The following is a 23,462-nucleotide window of genomic DNA, read 5'->3' as shown; positions in this document are numbered from 1 at the left end:
GGGCTGTTTTTTTATGGTGACTATAAAGCGTATGCGGGAACTGCCTGCAAACTGGCGGAGGAAATATTTCAGGTATTCGGCTGGCGTCATCCCAAATGGATAAACTTAAAGAAAATAACGGCGAAGCGGGAAAAGGAATTAATGCGTCAGGGGAAATGGTATTCGCCGAAGGATACCAGCAAGCCGCCGCTGCCCAGCGCGAAATTATTATGGGATGATGAGTATTGGCATTATTACTGACATTTGGCTACAGCATAAAAATATCACCCGCCGCCAGAGAGTCTGGCGCTGAAGGGGGAAGAGCCGATTTTAAACGACGCGGATTATGTGCAAGGGATGATAGACGGCCAGCCGTTTATGGGTTGGGTAGGGAATAGCGACGTATGGCATTCGATATTGAAAATATCGACGCTAACTCTTCATCCACCGCTCGCGCGACAGCCGATATAACATTATCGATTTAAGCGGATGTCCGTCCGGCACCCGTGGATAGTCGAAATCGTCGGCGGCATCATGCGTCATGCCCAGCTTGCTCATGACGCGGCGTGAGTTCACATTGGCGGCGACGGTGGTGGCGACGATTTCATCCAGCTTCAATTGCTGAAAGCCGAATGCCAGCGCGGCGCGCGCGGCCTCCGGCGCATATCCTTTTCCCCAGTATGGACGGGCAATGCGCCAGCCTATCTCGACGGCGGGCGAGAAGTGCGCTTCATAGCCGACACGGACAAGGCCCGTCGCTCCGATAAAATCGCCGGTGGTTTTATCCTCCAGCGCCCAAAAGCAAAAGCCGTGGGTCGCCTGATGCGCGATTTGCCGATCAATCCATCCGTTGCTGTCGTCTGGCGTCGGTAGCGGCAGAAGAAATTCCATCGCCTGCGGATCGGCGCAAATCGCGGCGAAGGGGGCGCGATCGGCCGCTTGCCACTGGCGCAGAATTAATCGTTCTGATAACAAGGGTTGCATCATTTGAATGTCCAATTGAGTTCGTACAGCTTATTCATTCACGCTGATGTCATGTTTTTTCAGCAAACCGCGTAGCTGATGATAGGTGAGTCCCAGCAATTCCGCCGCTTTACGCTGATTGAAGCGCGCTTTGGCCAGCGCCTGTTCCAGCAGCGTCTGTTCCTGAACGCGCTGCCACTGTTTCATATCCAATGGGAAATCAGGTAAATCGCCCGTCAGCGCCGACGGCGCGTGATCCTCGCTCAGCGGCGTCTTTTTGCGAAAGGGATTGATAATAATGCTGTCCAGCGGCAGTTCGCTGCCGCCGTGCCGATAAACCGAACGTTCAACCACGTTCTTTAGTTCGCGGATATTGCCCGGCCAGGGGTAGGCGAGCAGCGTGTCGCGCGCATGCGGGGTGAAGCCGGGAAACAGGGGAAGATGCAGCTCACGGCACATCTGAATGGCGAAATGTTCAGCCAGCAACATGATGTCTTGCTGACGTTCACGCAAAGGCGGTAGCTGGACGACATCAAACGCCAGCCTGTCCAAAAGATCGGCCCTGAACTTTCCGCTGGCCGCCAGCGCGGGCAGGTCGTCATTGGTGGCGCACACCAGCCGGACGTCCACCTGTAACGATTGCCCGCCGCCGACGCGTTCCAGTACGCCATATTCAATCACGCGCAGCAGCTTTTCCTGTACCAGCATAGGCGCGGTGGCCAGTTCATCGAGAAACAGCGTGCCGCCGTCGGCGCGTTCAAAACGACCCAGATGGCGTTTCTGCGCGCCGGTAAAGGCGCCCGCTTCATGACCGAACAGTTCCGAGTCCAGTAGATTCTCGTTCAGCGCGGCGCAGTTGAGCGAAATAAAAGGGCCTTGCCAACGGGGCGAGAGATAGTGGAGACGGCTGGCGATCAGCTCTTTACCGGTGCCGCGTTCGCCAATGACCAGCACCGGCTTATTGAGCTGCGCCAATTGCGAAACCTGTTCCAGCACTTCAAGAAAACTGTTTGCTTCGCCTAAGAGATTCTCTTTTTCCTGCGCCATGAGCATCCACCGTGTGATTTTTACCAACAGTTGGTTTATTTGACTAATCTATCGGGTATTGAAAAATAGTCAAAACTTTCCATCCCATATTTTTCAACACGTTATGAACAAATAAAAATTGGCACGCTTCTTGAAAGACTCTGTGCGACTTAAGTTTGCCATATCACCACTGACGGTTGACCGCGGGGTGAGAATAAAATCAGGCGTCATCAGACGCCGGAAATCATTAAGAGGATGTGATTATGGGTATTTTTTCTCGTTTTGCCGACATCGTGAACGCCAACATTAACGCCTTGCTGGATAAAGCCGAAGATCCGCAGAAGCTGGTGCGGCTGATGATTCAGGAAATGGAAGATACGCTGGTTGAGGTGCGTTCCACCTCGGCTCGCGCGCTGGCGGAAAAGAAACAAATCGCCCGCCGCATCGAACAAGCCCACACGCAACAGGCGCAATGGCAGGAAAAGGCCGAGTTGGCGCTGCGTAAGGATAAAGACGATCTGGCCCGCGCCGCTCTGATTGAAAAACAGAAGCTGACGGATCTGATCGCGGTGTTGCAGCACGAAGCGGAAAGCGTGGAAGAAACGCTGGAGCGGATGAAGCGCGAAATCGGCGAGCTGGAAAATAAACTGAGCGAAACCCGCGCCCGTCAGCAAACGCTGACGCTGCGCCACCAGGCGGCATCCTCGTCACGCGATGTGCGTCGTCAGTTGGACAGCGGTAAGCTGGACGAAGCGCTGGCGCGTTTTGAACAGTTCGAACGCCGTATCGATACTATTGAAGCGGAAACGGAAAGCGTAGGGCTGGGTAAGCAAAAATCGCTGGATCAGCAATTCGCCGAATTGAAAGCGGATGATGAAATCAGCGCGCAACTGGCGGCGCTTAAAGCTAAAGTAAAACCAGCAGAATAACCGGGCGGGCTGTCGTCGAGGTCGGCGGCAGCCATACCTTGTCCGTCGCTTTCATGCCGTCGGCGAATATCGTCAGCGACGCGAAGGGTGACGGGCGACCCGGCAACATAATAATTAAGGAGACACGATGAGTGCTTTGTTTCTTGCCATACCGCTGACCATTTTTCTGATTTTTGTGGCGCCGATATGGCTTTGGCTGCACTACAGTCAGCGTAAGCAAAACAATGCTCAACTGGGACAAGGCGACATGCAGCGTTTAACGAAGCTGACGGAAGAGTCCCGTCGCATGCGTGAACGTATTCAGGCACTTGAAGAAATTCTGGACGCGGAACATCCGGACTGGAGAAAATCACAATGAAAAATACATGGTCAGGTAAAACCTTATATCGCATACCGGAAGAGGGGATGTTGAAAGGCGTCTGCGCCGGGCTGGCCCGCTACTTCGACGTGCCGGTTAAATTGCTGCGCGTGATTGCGGTACTGTCGCTGTTTTTCGGCCTGTTTTTCTTTACCATCGTGGCGTATATCGTCCTGACTTTCGTGCTGGATCCCGCGCCGGCGGGCAGTTTCAATGACGAGACGCCATCCCGGACGCCGAACCAACTGCTGAATGAGGCCGATGCCACGTTGAGCGCCAGCGAACAGCGTTTGCGCAATATCGAACGTTACGTCACCTCCGATACGTTTGGCGTAGAGAATCGCTTTCGCCAGCTTTAATACTCGCTCATGGCCGACGGCGCCATGGCGTCTTGAATATGACGACGTCGATATTATCCGCTTGTCCAACGGGCCGAATGTCAGACGATAATATCGCGTCGTATCTTATCTTGCCTGCAACATCGGCGGCGACGCCGGATTGTGGGCTATCCTAAATTCGTGTACAACCGCATCATTCGTTTCAACTCATTTAAGAAGGTGCTTCATGGATGATTCATGGTTTGCGATCGGCCTGGTTATTGTGCTGCTCTACGTCATCTTGATGCCGATCATCGTGGCGGCGGCATACAGGCGCGGTACGCATAACCAGCGGCAAACCGAGCGACTGGAACAAACCGTCGCCCAACTGCGTGCCGAACTGACCCGCGTCTCGGCGCGGGTTACGCAGTTGAACCAGCCGTCTGTCGCAGTTAAAGGCGCGGAAGATGCGCAGGCGAAGGCGGCGGCGCTGGTGAAATCGGCGATGGCGATGAGCCGGCCGCCGATGCAGCGGATGACGAAAGCGCCTGAAAACGCTGCGATCATCGCCGAGCGCAGCGACATTCAGCCTGTCGCCGCCGTGGCGGCGGCGCAGGCCGACGATGCGCCGACTCGTGATGTCGAATCGCATTCCGGCGTGATTGCTGCTCTGGCCGGCTGGCTGTGGCGCGGCAATCCGTTGGCCAAGATTGGTATTTTGCTGCTGTTTTTCGGCCTGGCGTATTTGATGAAATACACCATCGAGCGCGATATGCTGGCGCTTGAATGGCGGCTTGGGATCGCGGCGTTAATCAGCGGCGGTTTGTTGGCGTTTGGCTGGCGCCTGCGTCATCGACAACGGCTATATGCCCTGATATTACAGGGCGGCGCGGTCGGGGCGCTGTATATCACGGTCTTCGGCGCATTTCGTCTCTATCTGCTGCTGCACTATACGTCGGCTTTCGCGCTGCTGTTAGTGATTTGCGCCGCCAGCGTCGGGCTGGCGGTAGTACAGCGCTCATTAAGTCTGGCCATGTTGGCCAGCGCCGGCGGTTATCTGGCGCCGCTCCTGTTATCGGCAGGCGACGGAAGCCATGTCGTGCTGTTTTCCTATTATCTGCTGCTGTCGCTGGGCATTCTGGCCATCAGCGCGCGTCAGTCCTGGCGAGAGCTAAATCTGCTGGGGCTGATTTTTACCTTCGGCGTGGCGATGCTCTGGGGCGCGGGTCATTATCAGCCGGATGACTACCTCAGCAGTCAGCTATTTCTGATCGTCAATATTCTGATCTTCGGCGTGGGCGCGCTGCTGTTTTCCCTGCGTCAGCAGCAGGCGGGCAAGCAGATTGTCGATGGCATTTTGCTATTTGCGCCGCCGTTGCTCGGTTTCGGCATTCAATATCTGATCACGCAACGCTGGACCTATGGCCCGGCGCTGTCGGCGCTGGGCTACGGGCTGTTTTATCTGGCGTTGGGCGCGCAGCGCCGGGCCGGAACGCCGCGCATGGGATTGTTCTCGCTGGCGCTGGGCGCGTGCTTTCTGACGCTGGCGGTGCCGTTGGCTTTTTCCGCCCAATGGACGTCAATGACCTGGCTGTTGGAAGGATTGTGCGTATTGTGGGCCGGGCTGTACCAACAGCAGCGGCGTATGGGCTGGAGCGGCGCGGCCATTATGCTGCTGGGGGTACTGTCCGCCGGGTATGCGCTGTTTTTCGAGACGCTGTCGACCTCGTCATTTTTGTTCATCGCCGGCATTATGGCGATCGCCGCGCTGTGCGCCAGCCTGTGCTGGCTACGCCATCGTCAGGTGGAAACGCACTGGCGCGCGCTGAGCCAGGGATTTTTTATTCTGGGTATCGTTAGCTGGCTAGCCTGGCTGCTGTATGCGGTCGACCGCTCGCTGACGGCCTGGCAGTTACATTCGTTGCTGTATACGCCGCTGGCGCTGCTGAGCGTCGCGGCTTCCGCGCTCGTCTGGCACGCCGTGGGGAAACGTCTCGACTGGGCGGCGCTGCGTCACGGCTGTTGGTTGCTGTGGGGCGCCATCGCCCTGGCGCTGTCACAGCAAATTATCGATGTCGATTATCCGTCGTTCCTGCAACTGAATTTCGGCGGACAGCTTATCGCGCTGGGAAGCTGGCTGATCAGTTTCGCAATCGCCTACTGGCTGCTTTATCGCCATGAAAAAACGCTGCCGTTACGGCTGACGCAGGGATTTCACCTTTCGCTGTTCTGGCTGCTGGTCGGTTTTCTGTTTTTGCTGGCGTCGCAGTATCTGTATCCGTTAATCCCGGCCTCGGTGGAAGAAGGGCGGCCGGTGCTGACGTTTGCGCTGCTGTCGGTCATCATCATCGCGTCACCGCTTGTGGCCGCTGACCGTCTGGGCTCCGTTGTATAACCGGATCGGTCTGACGCCGCTGGTCGCGGTGCTGTTTACGCTGTTGGCCGCCGCCAATCTGCTGGACGGACAGATTGCCGGGTCCGCGGGCAACGCATTTTATCTGCCGCTGGTTAATCCATTGGAGGCCGGCATGGCGCTTAGCGTAGCCGCGCTGATCCTCTGGCAGCGCCGCATGCCGGCCGCGTCCGCGCCGGATAGCGTTCTGCGGGCGCGATGCCGTTTGGCGCTGTGGCTATTGAGTTTCTGGTTGCTGAACGGCGTGCTGCTCAGGTCGCTGGCCTGGTATGGGCCGATCCCGTGGTCGGGCGACGCGCTGTGGGATTCTCGTCTGGCGCAAACCAGCTTCGCGCTGTTGTGGACGCTGTCGGCGCTGGTCTGCATGGTATGGTCGACGCGCCGACAGCTCAGAGGCGGTTGGTTAGCCGGGGCGCTATTGCTGGCGATCACCATCGGCAAACTGTTTCTGGTGGATAGCGCCGGGGGCGGCGGTCTGGCGCGCGCGGTAGCCTTTATCGGCGTGGCGATCCTTATCTTGATTGTCGGCTATTTTGCGCCATTGCCGCCTAAACAGCGGCCAACCGCCGAATAAAACCAAAAAAGGGGTCATGGTTTATCCAATGAAGCGATTACAAAATGAGATTAATTCACTGGTTAACCGCAGCGTGGATCGCCATCTGCGGCTGGCGGTCACCGGGTTAAGCCGCAGCGGAAAAACCGCGTTTATTACGGCGTTCGTCAATCAGTTGCTCAATGTACACAGCGGCGCGCATTTACCGCTGTTCTCCGCCGTGCGCGAAGGGCGCTTGCTGGGCGCGAAACGCGTGCCGCAACGCGATCTCGGCATCCCGCGCTTCGCCTATGACGAAGGCATGGCGTCGTTGTACGGCACGCCGCCCAGTTGGCCGACGCCGACGCGCGGCGTCAGCGAAATTCGCCTGGCGCTACGCTATCGCTCCAATGATTCGCTGCTGCGCCATTTCAAAGATACGTCCACGCTGTATCTGGAAATTGTGGATTACCCGGGAGAATGGCTGCTGGATTTGCCGCTGCTTGAACAGAACTATCTGGGCTGGTCGCGCCAGATGGCGGGGCTGCTGCAAGGGGATCGCGCCGAGTGGGCCAAACCCTGGCTGACGCTGTGCGAATCGCTCGATCCGCTGGCGCCGGCGGATGAAAATCAACTGGCGGCGATTGCGCAGGCTTATACCGACTATTTGATTCGCTGCAAGCAGGAAGGGTTGCACTTCATTCAGCCTGGGCGTTTTGTCCTGCCGGGCGATCTGGCCGGCGCGCCGGTGTTGCAATTTTTCCCGTGGCCGCAGGTGGATAAATTAGGGGAAGCCAAACTGGCGCAGGCGGACGTCAAAACCAATATCGGCATGCTGAGACAGCGTTTTGATTATTATTGTCAGTCGGTGGTGAAAGGATTCTATAAACATCATTTCATCCGATTCGATCGCCAGATCGTCCTGGTGGATTGCCTGCAACCGCTGAACAGCGGTCTGCATGCCTTCAATGATATGCGTCTGGCGTTAACCCAGTTGATGCAAAGTTTTCATTACGGCAAGCGCACGCTGTTCCGCCGCTTGTTTTCGCCCTGCATCGACAAGCTGATGTTCGCCGCCAGCAAATCGGATCACATTACCGCCGATCAACATGCCAATCTGGTGTCGCTGCTTCAGCAGTTGGTGCAGGAGGCCTGGCAGAATGCCGCTTTTGAAGGCATCAGCATGGACTGCGCCGGCATTGCTTCGGTTCAGTCGACGCAAAGCGGCCTGGTTGATCATCAGGGGCAGAAAATTCCGGCGCTGAAGGGCAACCGCCTGAGCGATGGTCAGCCTTTGACCATTTATCCCGGCGACGTTCCCGCCCGACTGCCCGGCGCCGCGTTCTGGCAGGATCAGGGCTTTCATTTTGATCAGTTTCGTCCGCGGGAAATGACGGTGGACACCCCGTTGCCCCATATCCGTCTGGATTCGGTAATGGAGTTTTTATTGGGAGATAAATTGCGATGAACGAACCACTGAAACCGCGTATGACTTTTGATCAGGCCTCGCCGGCGGAGCCTCAGCCGCAGTTGCGCGCCGGCGTAGCGTTTGACGAACAGGATGCGCAACATTTCGCGCCGGTCAGCCGCGAGCAGGAAGTGCCGGAAGAAGGGGCGGCGGAAGAGGCGGTCAGCGTGGCTTTGCGTCCGAAACGCAGCCTGTGGCGGCGCATGGTGATGGCCGGGGCGGCGCTGTTCGGCGTCAGCGCCATCGCGCAGGGGGTGCAATCGCTGCATTCTTCCTGGGTTCAGCAGGACTGGATCGCGCTCGGCGGCATTGCGGCCGGCGGCCTGATTGTCGCCGCCGGCGTGGGATCGATCGCCGTTGAGTGGCGGCGCCTTTACCGTCTGCGCCAGCGCGCGGAAGAACGGGATGTCGCCCGCGATCTGCTGCATAGCCACGGTATCGGCCGCGGGCGCGAGTTTTGCGAAAAACTGGCGCGCCAGGCGGGATTGGATAACGGACACCCCGCGTTGCAGCGCTGGCAGGCGTCATTGCACGAAACGCACAATGACCGCGAAGTGATTGAGCTGTACGCCCGTCTGGTTCAGCCGGTGCTGGATAGCCAGGCGCGGCGGGAAATCAGCCGTTCCGCGGCCGAATCAACCCTGATGATTGCGGTGAGTCCGCTGGCGCTGGTCGATATGGCCTTTATCGCCTGGCGAAACCTGCGCTTGATCAACCGTATCGCATCGCTCTACGGCATCGAACTGGGTTATTTCAGCCGTATCCGCCTTTTCCGGCTGGTGCTGCTGAATATCGCTTTCGCCGGCGCATCCGAACTGGTGCGGGAGATCGGCATGGACTGGATGTCGCAGGATCTGGCGGCCAGACTGTCGGCGCGCGCCGCGCAGGGGATCGGCGCCGGCTTGCTGACCGCCCGCCTGGGTATAAAAGCCATGGAGCTGTGCCGGCCGCTGCCCTGGCTGGACGACAAACCGCGTCTGGGCGATTTCCGACGTGAACTCATCGGGCAGGTGAAGGCCACGCTGCAAAAAACAAAATAGCGGCTATCCGGCGCTGGGGGGTGAATCATAAAAGCGCTGACGGCAAAGATCAGCGCCAGACGATCGCCGCCAGCAATTCCAGCGCCGCGCACGCCAGCAGCGCATAATCGCCGCGATTAAAGCGATAAATTCTTATCGGCGTGCGGCCTTCGTCGCCCCGATAGCCGCGTGACTCCATGGCGACGGCCAGATCTTTCGCCCGCAGGATCGAGGTGACAAACAAGGGCATCAGCATCGGAAAAACGCCCTGAAAACGGATAAACAGATTTTTACGGTGAAACCCGCCGCCCCGCGCCAGCTGCGCCTTGCGGATTTTATCGAACTCTTCCAGCAATCCGGGCAGGAAGCGTAGGGCGATCGAGAACATCATCACCGCCTCGTGTACCGGAAAGCGCCACTTCTTCAGACCGCCGAGCAATATTTCCAACCCTTCCGCCAGTTGCACCGGGGCCGTTGTTCTGACCAGCAGCGCCAGCAGCAGCACGATACCGGCTATCTGTTCGCACATCATCACGCCGCGCCACGCGCCCGGCGAGGAAAACGTGATCCCGCCCCATGTCACCAGTTCTTCGCCCGGCAGCGGCGTCAGCATGGCCTGATAAATCATGGTGGACACAAAGAACATCGACAAAGACAACAGCGTCAGCAACAGCATTTTCCAGGGGAGTCTGGCGATCCCCCATAGCGTGAGCAACAGCAGGATCTGGAGCGTCTTAATTCCCGGATGTTGCGTGAGCAGCAGCGCCGTACCGGCCAGCAGAACGGCGATAATCTTCATGCGCGGATCCCGCCGATCCAGCCAGGAGGATTGCTGCTGATAAAGCAAACTGTAGGCGTTCGACATTACGGCTCCTGTACGAGGTTTTCGCGGCGCACGTTGCGGCTGCGCAGCCGGATTATGGCCTCCGCCGCCTGCTCGGGCGTCAACCAGCCCGCCGACGGATGCCCGGCCTCCCGCAGCATCCGGGCGACAATCAGCGCGGGCGGCTCCTCCCAGCCGAAAGTCCGGCGCAATCGGGGATCGGCGAACAGCGCGTCCGGCGAGCCGTCAGCCTGGATCGTGCCGTTTTTAATGCATAGCAGCCGTTCGGCATGCCGGGCTATTTCCTCCAACTGATGGCTGACCCAGATCACCGTCAGATTCTCATCCCGATTGAGGCGATGCAGCAATTGAAACAACGCGCTGCGCGATTGCAGATCCAAACCGGCGGTGGGCTCATCGAGAATCAGCACTTCCGGCTCCAGCACGACGACGCCTGCAATAGCCACCCGGCGTTTTTCCCCGCCGCTCAGTTCGAACGGGCTGCGTCGACTGAACGCGGCGTAATCCAGTTGGACGGCTTCCATCGCCTGGCGCACCTTCTCGGCTTTTACCTGTTCATCAAGGCGCAAATGCCGTAATCCAAAGGCGATATCATCGAACACCGTCGAGGCGAATAACTGGTGTTCGGGATACTGGAAGATAAACCCGATACGGTCGAAATATTCCATTCGGCGCCCGGCGTGGGGATCGACGTCCCCCAGCAGGATCTGTCCGGCGCTGGGCGGCATAAAACCTTTCAGCAACTGCAACAATGTCGATTTTCCCGATCCGGACTGACCGGCCAGCGCCAGCATTTCTCCCTGCGCAATGGTCAGCGAAATATGCTCCAGTACGGGAGCGCCGCTCATGGGTTTATTTCTGCGCCGTTTGCCATAGCCGAAGGCGACATCGTTTAACGTGATTTTCATAATAGCCCCGACAGTTGCCGCTCGTTCATATCAGGCGGCGCCGACAGCCCGCGCTGTCGCAGCAAGGCGGCGAGATGGAGATAGTAGGGCAGTTCCAGCCCGCAGGTCTGCAACAGCGCGAGTTGCGTTTGCAGCGCCGACGGCGGCGCGTCGGCCAGCAATCGTCCCTGTTCGAACAGCAGCCAGCGATCGGCATCCAGCACTTCCTCAAGATGATGAGTGATATAAATCAGCGCAAAAGGCGTCTGTTTTCTCACTTCATGCAGCGTGGCGACAAACTGGCGTCTCGCCACCGGATCGAGCATCGACGTCGCCTCGTCCAGAATCAGATAGCGCGGCGCCAGCGCCAGGATGGCGGCCAAAGCCAGTTTCTGTTTCTCGCCGCCGGAAAGCTGCGACACCGGCCGATCCTCCTCCACATCCAGACCCGTCAGCCGGATAGCCCAGGCAATCCGGCCGGCGATCTCCGGCTGGGGCCAGCCGATATTCGACAGGCCGAAAGCGATATCCTCGCCCACGGTGATGCCCACCTGCTGGTTTTCCGGGTTCTGAAAAACAATCTGCACGGCGCGGCGGATGGCGGGGATCGCCTCGCGATCCGCGGTGGAATGACCGTCGACGGTCACCTGTCCCTGCGTCGGCAGTTCGATCCCGTTCAGTAACCTGGCCAGCGACGATTTTCCTGAGCCGTTGCGGCCGAGCAAGGCGACGAACTCGCCGGGATGAATCGCCAGCGAAGTTTGCGACAGCGCGGCCTGCGGCTCGCCATAATAGTGAAAAGCGACATCTTGAACGTCAATCATAGGGACTCATCTTGCGGCGTCAGACGGGCGATAAGCCTTTGCCCGGCATGGCGGGAACGAGGGTCGACCGGCCCGTAAACGCTATCCGCGATGGCCGGATTGAACACGCCGTCTGCGGTTTTCGGAATTTGCCAGAAGAAATCGAGGCGTATTCCGGCTTCGCTAATCAGCGTCTGGAACTCCTGCATAAACACGCCCTGACCCGGATCGCAGGAGGGGCTGCCGGCAATCGCCAACCCGCCGGCGATGGCATAACCGTTATCCTGATAAACCTTCAGTTGCTCAATTACCGGCGACAGGATTTTACGGCTATGAGCCCGGAACTCGGGGGTGTCGTATCCCTCTACGGTCATCGGCGGGCGCGTCGGGCCGAGAAAGGTAAACTCCGGGCAGGGAAGCTGAATAATGCCGTAGCCCTGTTCATACATCCAATCCACGGCCGATTTCATCATACCGCGGCTGCGCGCCAGACTGCCCACCACGGCATTCTGGTTGATGACGCAGTGGGAAGTGACGATCACCGTTCTACTGCGTTGCACGAGGCTGATCCTTAACCGGTGAGACGGGACGTCTGAGCAACGACGGCGGCAGGTTTTTCACTACATAATAAACCAGCAGCGCCGAGAGGATTTTATCCACCAGGTTTTCCGCCAGACGGGGCAGAAACGCCGCGGTGAACAAACTGGAACCGGCTTGTTTCAGCCACAGTACGGCGACATCGTGCAGTCCGCCGGTGAGGCCGCCGAACAGGCCGATGGCGATGACCGTCCCCACGGCGGGGCATAGGAAGCCGAGCAGAATGCCGGAAAACAGCGCGGATGAAAGTTGAAAACCTTTTTTCCGCGCGCTGTAGCCGACAACCACGCCGACGAGAATATTGACCAGCGCAAAAGGAATGGCGGTATAGCTGGTTGTCACGCCCAGCACCAGATTGGTCAGCAGCCCCACCAGTCCTCCCCACAGCGGCCCGAATAGCGCGGCGATAAACATGGTGCCGATCGTATCAAGAAACAGGAAAGGAATTTTCAAATGGTCGACGACGCTGCCGGCGATAACGTTAATCGCGACGGCCAGCGCGCCGAAAGTAATGGCAAGGTTTTTTTGATTCATGCTTAACGCCCCTGGTAGGAATGACCTTGATGACAAAGATATTCAGTGGAATAACGCGCGCGATAACGGCGCACGACATTGTTTGGTTGTTGTTGTTATTTCGCCGTTCGCGGAAAAAACGGCTGAACGACATTAAGCGCGATTCTATGAATTGCCCGTTGGGCTGACAAATACAAAAACCGGCATAGGTTATGCGTCGTTTTATAAAGCCAGACCAGGGTTATTCGCCTGCAATGGGAGCACGGCGTTGCCGTGGGATTGAGGAAGTGCTTCAGTCGGTATCGCCGCGGGCGAAACTTTGCCGACGCGGTTATTTTCCGTTCTCTGGACGATTATTTTCGGCGTAATGTTTCCGGTATTGCAAAGGGGTATGGCCGATCATTTTCTTAAAGCAGGTAATAAAATAGGGGCTATCGGAAAAGCCGGCCTGATGTGAAATTTCGTCAATCGATTTATTACTGTGGCGTAATAATTCACTGGCGGCTTTTATTCTTCTGGTTAGCAGATATTCATGAATCATTTCTCCGGTTTGTTGTTTAAAACGCCGGGAAACATAACTTCTGGATAAATTTAAAGAGCCTGTCAGCGTTTCCAGACTAAATTTTTCCGTATAATGTTCTTCAATCCATTGCATGACTTGCGCCGAGATACTGTCGTCGATGATGTCCTTATTGACCGCTTGGGACGGCAACAGTGTGAGGATTTGCAACATCAGGCAGGCAATCTCTTCCAGTGAATAATTACCGTCTGCGCCCATGCGGCTAAAGCGGGAGAACAGGGTATCCAGTACGCTGCCGATATCCGCCAGTTCGTAGACCGAGGCGCGGCTATCCGAATGACAGAGCTGCTGCAACTGCGCACGTTTTTGCGGGAAATCATGCAAAAAGTTATATAGCACGACATTGTCCAGATGGATAATGGTTCGTCGATAACGATCGCGCTGGCTATCTTCCACCATAACCTTGTGCAGCTTAAACGGCGGGAAAACGAAAAGCCGCCCCGGCTTCATAGTATATTGTTGATTATCAACAATAATAATTCCATACCCTTCCTCAACGAACAGCATTTCCAGACACTGATGCCAGTGATGATAACGCACCGAATTCGCATAAAGTCGGCTGAATGAAATGTAACGATCAAAAAGCGAGATCAGTTCAAGATGTTCAGGTGAGTTGAAAAGCGTCATAGGACAATATAATGAAGTTTTTTGTCGAATTATTTTAAATTGATTCACTATTTGTTTTTTCCATCCGACAGTCAATCAGACAGAATATCGTTATGTGACATTGCTAACATTTGATGGATAAAAAAAGCCGCTAAGCTCTTTTCGGACTAGTCATTATCGCGCAAAAAAACAGGTATTTTTTACGTCGGTTATCCTATTTCCGTAGCGTAAAAATTTATTTCCTTTTTTAGATTCTATACGAATCAACGGTATTCTTATGCGTAAAGAAAATAGTGCGGCACAGGCTTGCCGGTCGCAACGGCAGTCCGTCATTGACTCATTAAATTCGATGCTGGCGGCGGTTGATAACTATTTTATCAATGGCGAAAGCGGCATTCTTTTCGGGCGGACCTGCGCCCATTACGGTCCTGAAATCGCGAAAATGGAAGGATTATCCCGAATTCTCTGGGGCATATTTCCGTTACTGTCTTCCGGGGAGCCTTGTCCGTACTGGGAAAAATACCTGACGGCCATTCGTCATGGCACCGATCCGTCACATCCTGAGTATTGGGGCGAAACCGGACCTTACGATCAGCGGCTGGTGGAAATGGCCGTCTATGGCCTGGGATTATCCCTGATGAAAGATCGTCTGACCGGGCAACTGAGCGAGCAGGAACGGTTAAATCTTTATCGCTGGCTTAATCAAATCAGCCAGGCAGAAATGCCGGATAGCAACTGGAACTATTTTGCCATCATGGTGCAACTGGGGTTTAAGCAGGCGGGAATGCCCTGGGATAAAGCGGCGATTGAGATGCGTTTCGCCAAAATGGAAGCTTACTATCTGGGAAACGGATGGTATTCGGATGGGCCTGGACGGCCAAAAGATTATTATATTTCAATGGCTTTTCATTACTACGGTTTGATTTACGCCACGCTGATGCGCAGCGACGATCCTGAGCGGGCGAAGATGTTACGATCGCGCGCCGCCACCTTCGCCGATGATTTTATTTACCTGTTTTCAACCGACGGTCTGGCCGTCCCCTTTGGCCGCAGCCTGACTTATCGGTTTGCCGAAGCCGCGTTCTGGAGCGCGGCGGCCTTCGCCGATTTAGCGGTACTGCCTGCCGGCGAAATGAAAGGTCTGATCCTGCGCCACCTGCGCTGGTGGATGGCTCAGCCCATTTTTGATCGCGATGGCATTCTCACCATTGGCTATGCCTACCCGAATCTGGCGATGGCGGAAGATTACAATTCGCCCGGATCGCCATACTGGGCATTTAAGCTTTTCCTTATTCTGGCATTGCCGGAGGCGCATCCTTTCTGGCAGGCCGATGAACAGCCGTTGCCGCCTTTAGATCTTCAGCGAACGATCAAAGAGGCCGATCAAATTCTGGTGCGGGACGAACATTCCGCGCATGTTTATATGCTCACTTCCGGCCAGCTTGAATTGAATAACTACGTCAATACTGAAGCGAAATACACCAAATTCGCGTATTCCAGTCATTTTGGCTTCACCGTGGAGCGGGGGCGTTACGGCATCAAGCATGCGGCCTGCGATTCCATGTTGTTATTGGCGGACGGCGACGACTATTTCAGAGGACGACGCGATTGCAGCGAGGTAATTACCAATGATGATTTTATCTTCTCCCGCTGGTCACCGTGGGCGGACGTACGCATCTCGACCTGGCTGATCCCCTGTCAGGGTTGGCATGTTCGGGTTCACCGCATCGAAACCGCCCGGACGCTGGATTCGGTGGAAGGGGGCTTCGCGGTGATGGCCAATCAACGCACCCGGATTAACGCCGGCGCGCGGGAATGCCGTATTCAGGCTGAAAACGGCATTAGCCTGATAGCGGACCTCAGTCAGGCGGTTTTACGCCGCGCAGACCAGCTTATTACGCCCCCCAACAGCAGCATCATGTTCGCCGAATGCGCCGCAATCCCGATATTAACCGCACAACTTAGCCCCGGCGTTCACTGGCTATGCGCCGCCGTGGCGGCTCAGCCGCGGCAGGAGGCGTGCTTGCCGCTGCCGCCGGAAATCGCCATTTCCGCTACCGCGCTGACCGTGCGTCAGAGGTCGATGGAAAAAAATATCGCTATTCGCTGAGCGCCGCCGACCGAGTCGGTTTACCACTAACCTATTGCAGGTGGATATAAAAATGATCACTGCCGAAAATAAAGCAAGTTATTACAAGATGAGCGCGGTTATATTCCTCTATTTTTTTACCTGGTCGGCGAGCGTGGGGCTATTAGCCATCTGGCTGGGCGAAAAGTCGGGCTTAAGCGGTTCCGTCATCGGAACGGTGTTTGCCGTTAATGGCATTTTCTCGGTTATCTTAAAACCGGTATACGGCTACATCATGGATAAAATCGGCATGAGCAAAGCCTTGCTGTATTTCATCGTCGTGATGTCCGCATTGATGGCGCCGTTTTTTGTGTATGTTTATCAACCGCTGCTGCTCAGCCACACCATGCTGGGGATTATTGTCGGGGCCATCTATCTCAGTTTTGCCTGGTATGCCGGGGTTGCCGCCTGTGAGTCCTATGCCGATCGCTACAGCCGGATGAATGGTCTGGAATTCGGTCAGGTGCGGATGTGGGGATCGCTCGGCTGGGCCATCGCCGCGTCATTCTCCGGCGTGCTGTTTAATATTTCCCCCGCCTATAACTTTATCCTCGGCAGTATTGCGTCCGTCATTATGCTGCTGGTGCTGCTCACGCTGAAAGTGGATAGCGCCAGCGAACAGGCGCTTACCGTGTTATCCAGGGAAAAAATTGTATTTGCCGATGTGGTGGCGCTGGTGCGTACCGGTAAATTCTGGGCCTTCTGTCTGTATGTGGCGGGCGTCGTCTGGATGATGTTTATTGCCGAGCAGCAATTCTCACGTTTCTTTGTGACGTTTTTCAGCACCAGAGAGCAGGGGAACGCCATATTCGGCTATCTCAGCACCGTTCAGTCCGGGCTGGAATTTCTGATGTATATGGTGATCCCTTTTATTGTTAATTACTTCGGCGCCAAGAAAGGGCTGCTGTTTGTCGGCGTACTGGTCGGCGCGCGCCTGATCGCCTCCGGATTAAGCGACAGCCACCTGATTATTTCGGTCATTAAACCCCTCTATGGCCTGGAGCAGTCCATGCTGCTGGTTTCCGTCTTCAAATATATTGCCGAGCATTTTGATAAACGGATCAATTCCACCATGTATCTGCTGGGCTACCAGGCGATGATTTATGTCGGCAACGTGGTGATCTCCTCGCCGGCCGGCATCCTCTACGACCGCATCGGTTTTGAGCGAACCTACATCATTATGGGCGCGATTGCGCTGGTCTTTACGCTGATTTCCGCATTCACGCTTTCCGCCTGTCATAGCCGACGTCATCCGGCGGTGCTTCCGGAGCAGGATGAGGTTATCGATAAGCCTCCGGTGCTCAAACATTAATCTCTATTTTATTCAACGTGAAAGGGGAGAAACCCATGGCTGTTGATGTGACTAAAGAGCCGCTGAAAACCGCGACATCCGCGGAGATTGACCGTACTGCCTTACAAAACGACCTGAATCGCGCACGCGCGCGGGTACTTGGCATTATCGACCGTAATATGCAGCGCTTCGGCGAGCGTTTTCCCGCTGAAACCGGCGCCGACGGCTACTATCCGCTGACTGAAAATGTTGAATGGACGACCAGTTTCTGGACGGGGCAACTCTGGCTGGCATGGGAAATGACGGGGGATGAAAAATATCGTCATCTGGCGGAAAAGCATGTCCGCTCTTTCGGCGCCAGGATCGCAGGGCGCCGGGATACGGAAACGCACGATCTCGGCTTTTTGTATACCCTGTCCTGCGTGAGCGCCTGGCGGCTGACCGGCGATCGTGAAGCGCGCGGATTCTCCCTGCTGGCGGCGGAAGCGTTGCTGGAACGTTTTCACCCTAAGGCGCAGATTATCCAGGCCTGGGGCGACCTACAGGATCCCGAACTGGCGGGAAGGATGATTATCGACTGCAATATGAATCTTCCTCTCCTGTACTGGGCCTCGGAACAAACCGGCGACAGACGCTTTGCCGATGCCGCGACGGCGCATGCCCATCAGGCCGCCCGTTACCTGATACGGCCGGATGCCTCGACTTATCATACCTACTATATGGACACCGCGACCGGGAAACCCCGCTTCGGCAATACACAGCAAGGCTATGCCGACGACTCCTGTTGGTCGCGCGGGCAGGCGTGGGGAATTTACGGCTTTTTGCTCAGCTATCGTTATACCGGCGAGAAAGAGATGGTCGAACTGGCAAAATGTCTCGCCAATTACTTTCTCAACCGCTTGCCGGAAGACGGCGTCTGTCATTGGGATCTGGCGCTGCTAGGCACCGAGGCGTTGCGTGACAGCTCATCGGCGGCCATCGCGGTGTGCGGTTTGCTGGAATTGGTGAAACAACTGCCGGTTTCCGATCCTGACCGGGCGGTCTATGAACAGTGGGCGCTGTTTATTATGACGTCGCTTAACCGGCATTATCTGGCGCAGGAACATGATCCCTGCGACGGCGTGCTGAAACACTCGGTTTATCATCTGGCCAGCAATAAAGGCGTGGATGAATGCAGTAGCTGGGGAGATTATTTTTATGTGGAGGCCCTGACCCGATTGTGCATGCCATGGAAGCCCTATTGGTGATGTTTTTTTCAACCGCATTGGGAAACGCGGCGCACCGGGCGTGCGCTGCTTGCCGGGTTGTCAACTTTTGCTGACACTTTACTTCATCCGAAGCGGATGAAAGGGTATTATCGGTAATTATTGCCCTGTCGCATAAGTTGAGGAAGGTAGTCATTGATGCGTCTGGAAGTTTTTTGTGAAGACCGTATTGGTCTGACCCGCGAATTGTTGGATCTTCTGGCGTCACGCAATATTGATTTGCGCGGCATAGAAATCGATCCTATCGGCCGGATTTACCTTAATTTCGCTACGCCGGATTTTGATGATTTTCGTGTATTGATGGCGGAAATTCGCCGTATTAAAAGCGTCAGCGATGTTCGCACCGTGGCCTTTATGCCTTCGGAACGTGAACACCGGGCGTTGAACGCGCTATTGGAATCAATGCCGGAAGCGGTGTTATCCCTCGACATGAAAGGTAAGATTGAGTTGTCTAATCCCGCGGCTGTCCGTCTGTTTGATAGTACGGCGGAAAAGCTGCGCAATCTGACCATATCAAACCTGGTCGCCGGATATAATTTCACCGATTGGCAGGAGCAGGGTAGCCAGTCTGTTACGCAGCGCGTGGTGATCCACGGACAGGATTTCCTGCTGGAAATCACGCCGATTCATCAGCAAGACGATGAGGGTAAAAAATCGCCGGCCGGCGCGCTGGTTATGTTGAAATCCGCAGCGCGGATGGGACGGCAATTACAGGATTTATCCGTCAATGACGATGGCGCATTTGATCATATCGTGGCGGTCAGCCCTAAAATGCGCCAGGTGGTCGAACAGGCGCGTAAGCTGGCGATGCTGGATGCGCCGTTGCTCATCGTCGGGGAAACCGGCACCGGTAAAGACATGCTGGCCCAGGCCTGTCACTTGCGCGGCCCGCGCGGCAAGCAGCCGTTTTTGGCGTTGAACTGCGCGGCATTGCCCGATGACGTCATGGAAAGCGAACTTTACGGATACGCGCCGGGCGCCTATCCCAACGCGCTGGAAGGTAAAAAAGGCTTTTTCGAGCAGGCGAACGGCGGGTCGGTGCTGCTCGATGAAGTCGGCGAGATGTCGGCGCAGATGCAGATCAAACTGCTGCGTTTTCTCAATGACGGGACGTTTCGCCGGGTCGGCGAAGATCACGAAATCCATGTCGATGTCCGGGTCATCTGCGCGACGAAGAAAAATCTGCTGGAAATGGTGCAACGCGGCGAGTTTCGTGAAGACCTCTATTACCGCCTCAATGTGCTGACCCTGACGCTGCCCCCGTTGCGTGAACGTCCGGCCGACATCATGCCGCTGACGGAACTGTTCGTGGCGCGCTTTGCCGATGAGCAAGGCATTGCGCGGCCAAAACTGACCGCCGATTTGCGCCACGCGCTGCCGCAATACGGCTGGCCGGGTAATATTCGTCAGCTAAAAAATACCCTCTATCGCGCGCTGACGCAGTTGGAAGGCCATGAACTGCGGATGCGGGATATTGAATTGCCGGCGTTTTCGGTTGATATCCCGCAAAGCGAGGAACTCCTGGAGGGATCGCTGGACGATATCAGCAAGCGTTTTGAACGTTCGGTGTTAATCCGCTTGTACCAAACCTATCCCAGCACGCGAAAACTGGCGAAACGGCTGGGCGTCTCGCACACGGCAATTGCCAATAAGCTGCGGGAATACGGCCTGGGCGGACGAAAAGCCGCCGGCGACGAAGAGGAATCAAACGACTAGAGCGTCGGTATAACGCGTCGGGCAAAAGGCTTGCCCGACGCGATGACGACGGAAGAGGAAACCTCACGCCGGATTTCGACGTTACGCTGTAACTTAATCCTTGTTGCCGATATCGGCGGGAATCAGAGAGTACATGGCGGCGTCGATCGGACGTCCGCCGACAATAAGCCGGTTTCTGGCGATACCCTCGAAGCGCGCGCCGACCTTTTCCGCAATGCGGCGACTGGGGCGGTTATGTTCTCCCGCCACAATTTCCAGACGGGTTAGCCCCAGTTGGCCGAAACCGAAGCGAATGATGATTTCCGCCGCTTCCTGCGCGATCCCTTGCCGCTGCGCGGATTGCCGCACCCAATAGCCGATATTGCCCATCTGATAGATTGGCTGAATATTATTGATGCTGACAGCGCCGACCAGTTCGCCTGATGTCTGATTAAATATGCCGAAGTCAAAGGCGGTTCCGGCCTGAATATGACGCTGGCTTTGCATCACCCACTGCGTGCATTTGGCGGCGTCATACTCCTGGCTGCACCAGGACAACCAACGGCCCACGGTTGCCAATGATTCCTGCGTCGCGTTCACAATATGCGGAATATCATCGGCGGTATAAGGACGGATGAGCAACCGTGGCGTGGTTAAAGAAAACATAGAGCTAATCTCCATTGATAAAAAAGAAATAACCTGCCGGGGGATCCATTCGTTCAGGCAGGAAAATCAAGCTGCGACAACTTTTCCAGTAGCTGTTTATCTTGCTCTTCGCTCGGCATATATACCAGCATACGATCGCCATTGTTCGACGCGCTCCACCAGTTAATCTGTCGCAACGAAATCATGCCCAACTGCGGATGCAGGAAACGTTTTAATTTATCGTTGACGCCTTGAATCTCGTAGCGCTGATGCCATAACTGGCGGAAAGTTTCAGATTCATCCAGATAGCGTTGCAGTTGTTTTTCCCACACGGGATCGCCGCTGTGCTCCGCCATCCTGGCTCGAAACATGGCGACCATATCGCGTAAAAAATCTTGTAAATCAACCAGCTTAGACTGCCAGTCGGCATTTTTGAACGCCAGATAAATGCAGTTGCGATCTTCCGGCGGGATGTTGGCCAGATCGATATTCGACAATCGGCACCAGGCGTCATTGAACCCCAGAATGCTGAAGCGGGCATTGACGATCACGGCGGGAAAGGGATTGAGCCGATCGAGAAGCAACTGATGGTCTTCCGTGAGTTTTTCACAACTGGCGCGCACCGTCGGCGAATAGGGCAGACTGGCCAGCATAAACAGATGGCGCGTCTCTTCCTCGTTGAACTGCAACGCTTTGGCGATAGACGACATGGTCTTGGCGGAGGTGCGGATAGGGCGACCCTGTTCCAGCCAGGTGTACCAGGTAATACCCACATCCGCCAATAGCGCGACATCTTCCCGCCGCAGCCCCGGCGTGCGCCGCTTGCGCGGGATCGATAAACCGAGTCGCGCCGGGTCAAGGCTTTCGCGGCGCGTGCGTAAGTAGGCGCCCAGAATTTTGCGATTATCCTGGCCCGCGCTGTTGGCGGAGGACTCGCTTAGGGTCGTCGTCATCAAGGTTCTCCTGATTAGACAGGTAGTATTTATACCAGGATAAACAAGAACTGGTACCCGTTTAATTTACCTGTGATGCTAGCGCTCAAGGGTGATGAAAACAATGGCGATGAAATACAATGGGTACGAAAGAATGAAACAGCTTCAACTTGCGCCAGGCCTGGGCCGTATCGGCCTGTTCGTGTTATTAATCGGGCAGCTGTTGCCGATGATTGATTTTTCCATCGTCAACGTGGCGTTGGAGTCGATGGCGCGAAGCCTGTCTGCCAGCCCCGCGGAGCTTGAGCTGGTGGTGTCGGTCTATGGGGTGGCTTTTGCCGTATCGCTGGCGATGGGCGGTCGTCTGGGCGATAACCTGGGGCGCCGGCAGGTGTTTATGTTCGGTATCCTGGTGTTTGCCGTCGCATCATTACTCTGCGGGGTGGCGCAAAGCGTGTGGCTGCTGCTGCTGGCAAGAACGTTGCAGGGGATCGGCGCGGCGCTGATCGTACCGCAAATACTGGCGACCATTCATGTGTGCCTGCGAGGGCGGAAACATGCCCGCACGCTGGGGATCTACAGCGCTATCGGCGGGTTGGCGTTTATTATTGGTCAGGTGCTGGGCGGCGTACTGCTGAAACTGGATATCGGCGGCTATGGCTGGCGCAGCGTTTTTCTGGTGAATTTACCCTTTTGCTTGCTGATATTGCTCTGCTCGCCGCTGTGGGTGCCGGATACCCGGGGTGAAAAACGCGTATCCATCGATCTGCCCGGCACGGTTTTACTGGCATTGGCGATTGCCTGTCTGTTGTTCCCGCTGGCGTTAGGGCCGCTCTGGCACTGGCCGTGGCCCTGTATCGCCGCACTGATGGCGAGTATCGGTCTGTTTCCTCTGTTGTGGTGGGTGGAGCGCCGGCAGGAACAGCGGCGGCAGACGCCGTTGCTGCCGCCGACGCTGTTGCGTTTGCCCAATGTCCGCTTTGGACTGGGGATCGCGGTGCTGTTTTTCTCCGGCTGGAGCGGCTTCATGTTCACCGTCGCCTACGTATTGCAATCCGGCGCCGGTTTTTCGCCGTTGCAGTCAGGCAACAGCTTTATCGGTCTTGGACTGGCTTATTTTATCTCGTCATTTCTTAGCGGCCGGGTGACGGAACGGCTGGGGAAAACCCGCACGCTGCTTATCGGCTGTGTTATTCAGATGAGTGGTTTGCTGATACTGATGGCGACGTTAGCGATAATGTGGCCGACGCCGACGATTTTCGGCCTGCTGCCCGCGACGATGCTGGTCGGCTTCGGCCAGGCGTTTATCGTCAGCAGTTTCTTCCGTATCGGCTTATCCGATATCCCGCGCTCGCATGCCGGTTCCGGCAGCGCGCTGTTGTCCACGGTGCAGCAGGCCTCGTATGGCATGGGGCCGATCATATTAGGTACGGTGCTGGCGCAGATGCTGCATGCCACCCATGGCGACTATGCGACGGCGCTGATTGCCTCGCTGGGCGTCGAGTGGGGCATGATGTTGGTTTTGGCGGCGGGCGCAGTACTAATGCTGCGTCGGGAGCAGCGGTTATCGCAAACGGCGTGCAGGCTGACGAATCTTTAAGCGTCTAGGCATTCAGGCGCACTACGGCATAAAAAAATCCGCTAGCCTTGCGGCCGGCGGATTTTTAGCGGT

23 protein-coding genes are annotated in these 23,462 nt (G+C 56.1%); 13 read left to right on the top strand and 10 right to left on the bottom strand.

Annotated elements, in window-relative coordinates:
• Positions 1-240, top strand: a 240-nt coding sequence (locus ABRZ28_RS07325) for a hypothetical protein (protein WP_330519873.1), incomplete at its 5' end; no start/stop codon positions are given.
• Between the two features lie 171 nt (positions 241-411).
• Here the strand turns inward: ABRZ28_RS07325 and ABRZ28_RS07320 are convergent.
• The gene (locus ABRZ28_RS07320; protein ID WP_330519872.1) at positions 412-966 is read right to left on the bottom strand and encodes a GNAT family N-acetyltransferase; all 555 of its coding nucleotides are present in this window, start codon (positions 964-966) and stop codon (positions 412-414) included.
• A gap of 27 nt (positions 967-993) precedes the next feature.
• On the bottom strand, positions 994-1,989 hold the full coding sequence (pspF, locus tag ABRZ28_RS07315) for a phage shock protein operon transcriptional activator (protein ID WP_330519871.1): 996 nt from the start codon (positions 1,987-1,989) through the stop codon (positions 994-996).
• A 242-nt stretch (positions 1,990-2,231) separates the two neighbouring features.
• Between pspF and pspA the strand changes: the two genes are divergently transcribed.
• The 7 genes from pspA (at position 2,232) to ABRZ28_RS07280 (ending at position 9,025) form a co-directional block, all read left to right on the top strand.
• Positions 2,232-2,897 (top strand): phage shock protein PspA, encoded by a 666-nt coding sequence (gene pspA / locus ABRZ28_RS07310; RefSeq protein WP_319602320.1) that lies wholly within the window; start codon positions 2,232-2,234, stop codon positions 2,895-2,897.
• Positions 2,898-3,024: 127 nt separating this feature from the next.
• A complete protein-coding gene (gene pspB, locus ABRZ28_RS07305; RefSeq protein ID WP_319602321.1) occupies positions 3,025-3,255 on the top strand; it encodes an envelope stress response membrane protein PspB in 231 nt (76 codons plus the stop codon).
• Entirely contained in the window at positions 3,252-3,614 is a 363-nt protein-coding gene (gene pspC, locus ABRZ28_RS07300; RefSeq protein WP_319602322.1) for an envelope stress response membrane protein PspC, read from the top strand. Before pspB ends, pspC begins: the two co-directional genes overlap by 4 nt.
• Positions 3,615-3,819: 205 nt before the next feature.
• Positions 3,820-5,967, top strand: coding sequence for a DUF2339 domain-containing protein (locus ABRZ28_RS07295; RefSeq protein WP_330519870.1), 2,148 nt, complete (start codon positions 3,820-3,822; stop codon positions 5,965-5,967).
• Positions 5,960-6,559: a DUF2339 domain-containing protein gene (locus ABRZ28_RS07290; protein WP_330519869.1), complete on the top strand. Its 600-nt coding sequence runs from the start codon at positions 5,960-5,962 to the stop codon at positions 6,557-6,559. The genes ABRZ28_RS07295 and ABRZ28_RS07290 overlap by 8 nt, the downstream gene beginning before the upstream one ends.
• 28 nt (positions 6,560-6,587) lie before the next feature.
• A complete protein-coding gene (locus tag ABRZ28_RS07285) occupies positions 6,588-7,985 on the top strand; it encodes a YcjX family GTP-binding protein (RefSeq protein WP_330519868.1) in 1,398 nt (465 codons plus the stop codon).
• The gene (locus ABRZ28_RS07280; RefSeq protein WP_330519867.1) at positions 7,982-9,025 is read left to right on the top strand and encodes a TIGR01620 family protein; all 1,044 of its coding nucleotides are present in this window, start codon (positions 7,982-7,984) and stop codon (positions 9,023-9,025) included. The genes ABRZ28_RS07285 and ABRZ28_RS07280 overlap by 4 nt, the downstream gene beginning before the upstream one ends.
• A gap of 49 nt (positions 9,026-9,074) precedes the next feature.
• On the opposite strand, the gene ABRZ28_RS07275 is transcribed toward ABRZ28_RS07280, so the two are convergent.
• From ABRZ28_RS07275 to ABRZ28_RS07250, 6 genes are all read right to left on the bottom strand, one after another.
• Entirely contained in the window at positions 9,075-9,869 is a 795-nt protein-coding gene (locus tag ABRZ28_RS07275; RefSeq protein WP_319602326.1) for an energy-coupling factor transporter transmembrane component T family protein, read from the bottom strand.
• A complete protein-coding gene (locus tag ABRZ28_RS07270) occupies positions 9,869-10,756 on the bottom strand; it encodes an ATP-binding cassette domain-containing protein (RefSeq protein WP_330519866.1) in 888 nt (295 codons plus the stop codon). Before ABRZ28_RS07270 ends, ABRZ28_RS07275 begins: the two co-directional genes overlap by 1 nt.
• Positions 10,753-11,559 (bottom strand): ATP-binding cassette domain-containing protein, encoded by an 807-nt coding sequence (locus ABRZ28_RS07265; protein WP_330519865.1) that lies wholly within the window; start codon positions 11,557-11,559, stop codon positions 10,753-10,755. Before ABRZ28_RS07265 ends, ABRZ28_RS07270 begins: the two co-directional genes overlap by 4 nt.
• Positions 11,556-12,098: a CD3072 family TudS-related putative desulfidase gene (locus ABRZ28_RS07260; RefSeq protein ID WP_330519864.1), complete on the bottom strand. Its 543-nt coding sequence runs from the start codon at positions 12,096-12,098 to the stop codon at positions 11,556-11,558. The genes ABRZ28_RS07265 and ABRZ28_RS07260 overlap by 4 nt, the downstream gene beginning before the upstream one ends.
• Positions 12,085-12,669 carry a CD3073 family putative ECF transporter S component gene (locus tag ABRZ28_RS07255; RefSeq protein ID WP_319602330.1) on the bottom strand — a complete coding sequence of 195 codons (585 nt, stop codon included), beginning with the start codon at positions 12,667-12,669 and terminating at the stop codon, positions 12,085-12,087. Before ABRZ28_RS07255 ends, ABRZ28_RS07260 begins: the two co-directional genes overlap by 14 nt.
• A gap of 310 nt (positions 12,670-12,979) precedes the next feature.
• The gene (locus ABRZ28_RS07250; protein ID WP_319602331.1) at positions 12,980-13,855 is read right to left on the bottom strand and encodes a helix-turn-helix domain-containing protein; all 876 of its coding nucleotides are present in this window, start codon (positions 13,853-13,855) and stop codon (positions 12,980-12,982) included.
• A 256-nt stretch (positions 13,856-14,111) separates the two neighbouring features.
• On the opposite strand from ABRZ28_RS07250, the gene ABRZ28_RS07245 reads away from it, so the two are divergent.
• From ABRZ28_RS07245 to tyrR, 4 genes are all read left to right on the top strand, one after another.
• On the top strand, positions 14,112-15,944 hold the full coding sequence (locus tag ABRZ28_RS07245; RefSeq protein ID WP_330519863.1) for a DUF2264 domain-containing protein: 1,833 nt from the start codon (positions 14,112-14,114) through the stop codon (positions 15,942-15,944).
• A 46-nt stretch (positions 15,945-15,990) separates the two neighbouring features.
• Positions 15,991-17,274, top strand: coding sequence for an oligosaccharide MFS transporter (locus ABRZ28_RS07240; RefSeq protein WP_319602915.1), 1,284 nt, complete (start codon positions 15,991-15,993; stop codon positions 17,272-17,274).
• 35 nt (positions 17,275-17,309) lie between these two features.
• Positions 17,310-18,500 (top strand): glycoside hydrolase family 88 protein, encoded by a 1,191-nt coding sequence (locus ABRZ28_RS07235; RefSeq protein ID WP_319602333.1) that lies wholly within the window; start codon positions 17,310-17,312, stop codon positions 18,498-18,500.
• Positions 18,501-18,656: 156 nt separating this feature from the next.
• Complete coding sequence (gene tyrR, locus ABRZ28_RS07230) at positions 18,657-20,234, top strand: transcriptional regulator TyrR (protein WP_319602334.1); 1,578 nt, start codon at positions 18,657-18,659, stop codon at positions 20,232-20,234.
• Positions 20,235-20,327: 93 nt separating this feature from the next.
• Here tyrR and ABRZ28_RS07225 read toward each other — a convergent pair whose 3' ends face one another.
• Positions 20,328-20,879, bottom strand: a complete 552-nt coding sequence (locus tag ABRZ28_RS07225; protein ID WP_330519862.1) for a GNAT family N-acetyltransferase — start codon at positions 20,877-20,879, stop codon at positions 20,328-20,330.
• 53 nt (positions 20,880-20,932) lie between these two features.
• Complete coding sequence (locus ABRZ28_RS07220) at positions 20,933-21,811, bottom strand: helix-turn-helix transcriptional regulator (RefSeq protein WP_330519861.1); 879 nt, start codon at positions 21,809-21,811, stop codon at positions 20,933-20,935.
• Between the two features lie 133 nt (positions 21,812-21,944).
• Here ABRZ28_RS07220 and ABRZ28_RS07215 point away from each other — a divergent pair, with 133 nt between their 5' ends.
• Positions 21,945-23,390: an MFS transporter gene (locus ABRZ28_RS07215; RefSeq protein ID WP_330519860.1), complete on the top strand. Its 1,446-nt coding sequence runs from the start codon at positions 21,945-21,947 to the stop codon at positions 23,388-23,390.
• Positions 23,391-23,462: the final 72 nt, after the last annotated feature.

The organism is Brenneria sp. g21c3 (genome assembly GCF_040240345.1).
Classification (GTDB): domain Bacteria; phylum Pseudomonadota; class Gammaproteobacteria; order Enterobacterales; family Enterobacteriaceae; genus Brenneria.
This window is presented reverse-complemented; position numbering and strand designations above follow the sequence as displayed.

Excerpts from the sequence above, each read along its gene's own strand:
- ABRZ28_RS07320 (WP_330519872.1), bottom strand. The coding sequence starts at position 966 with ATGATGCAACCCTTGTTATCAGAACGATTAATTCTGCGCCAGTGGCAA.
- pspF (WP_330519871.1), bottom strand. The coding sequence starts at position 1,989 with ATGGCGCAGGAAAAAGAGAATCTCTTAGGCGAAGCAAACAGTTTTCTT.
- pspA (WP_319602320.1), top strand. The coding sequence starts at position 2,232 with ATGGGTATTTTTTCTCGTTTTGCCGACATCGTGAACGCCAACATTAAC.
- pspB (WP_319602321.1), top strand. The coding sequence starts at position 3,025 with ATGAGTGCTTTGTTTCTTGCCATACCGCTGACCATTTTTCTGATTTTT.
- pspC (WP_319602322.1), top strand. The coding sequence starts at position 3,252 with ATGAAAAATACATGGTCAGGTAAAACCTTATATCGCATACCGGAAGAG.
- ABRZ28_RS07295 (WP_330519870.1), top strand. The coding sequence starts at position 3,820 with ATGGATGATTCATGGTTTGCGATCGGCCTGGTTATTGTGCTGCTCTAC.
- ABRZ28_RS07285 (WP_330519868.1), top strand. The coding sequence starts at position 6,588 with ATGAAGCGATTACAAAATGAGATTAATTCACTGGTTAACCGCAGCGTG.
- ABRZ28_RS07280 (WP_330519867.1), top strand. The coding sequence starts at position 7,982 with ATGAACGAACCACTGAAACCGCGTATGACTTTTGATCAGGCCTCGCCG.
- ABRZ28_RS07275 (WP_319602326.1), bottom strand. The coding sequence starts at position 9,869 with ATGTCGAACGCCTACAGTTTGCTTTATCAGCAGCAATCCTCCTGGCTG.
- ABRZ28_RS07270 (WP_330519866.1), bottom strand. The coding sequence starts at position 10,756 with ATGAAAATCACGTTAAACGATGTCGCCTTCGGCTATGGCAAACGGCGC.
- ABRZ28_RS07265 (WP_330519865.1), bottom strand. The coding sequence starts at position 11,559 with ATGATTGACGTTCAAGATGTCGCTTTTCACTATTATGGCGAGCCGCAG.
- ABRZ28_RS07255 (WP_319602330.1), bottom strand. The coding sequence starts at position 12,669 with ATGAATCAAAAAAACCTTGCCATTACTTTCGGCGCGCTGGCCGTCGCG.
- ABRZ28_RS07250 (WP_319602331.1), bottom strand. The coding sequence starts at position 13,855 with ATGACGCTTTTCAACTCACCTGAACATCTTGAACTGATCTCGCTTTTT.
- ABRZ28_RS07245 (WP_330519863.1), top strand. The coding sequence starts at position 14,112 with ATGCGTAAAGAAAATAGTGCGGCACAGGCTTGCCGGTCGCAACGGCAG.
- ABRZ28_RS07235 (WP_319602333.1), top strand. The coding sequence starts at position 17,310 with ATGGCTGTTGATGTGACTAAAGAGCCGCTGAAAACCGCGACATCCGCG.
- tyrR (WP_319602334.1), top strand. The coding sequence starts at position 18,657 with ATGCGTCTGGAAGTTTTTTGTGAAGACCGTATTGGTCTGACCCGCGAA.
- ABRZ28_RS07225 (WP_330519862.1), bottom strand. The coding sequence starts at position 20,879 with ATGTTTTCTTTAACCACGCCACGGTTGCTCATCCGTCCTTATACCGCC.
- ABRZ28_RS07220 (WP_330519861.1), bottom strand. The coding sequence starts at position 21,811 with ATGACGACGACCCTAAGCGAGTCCTCCGCCAACAGCGCGGGCCAGGAT.
- ABRZ28_RS07215 (WP_330519860.1), top strand. The coding sequence starts at position 21,945 with ATGAAACAGCTTCAACTTGCGCCAGGCCTGGGCCGTATCGGCCTGTTC.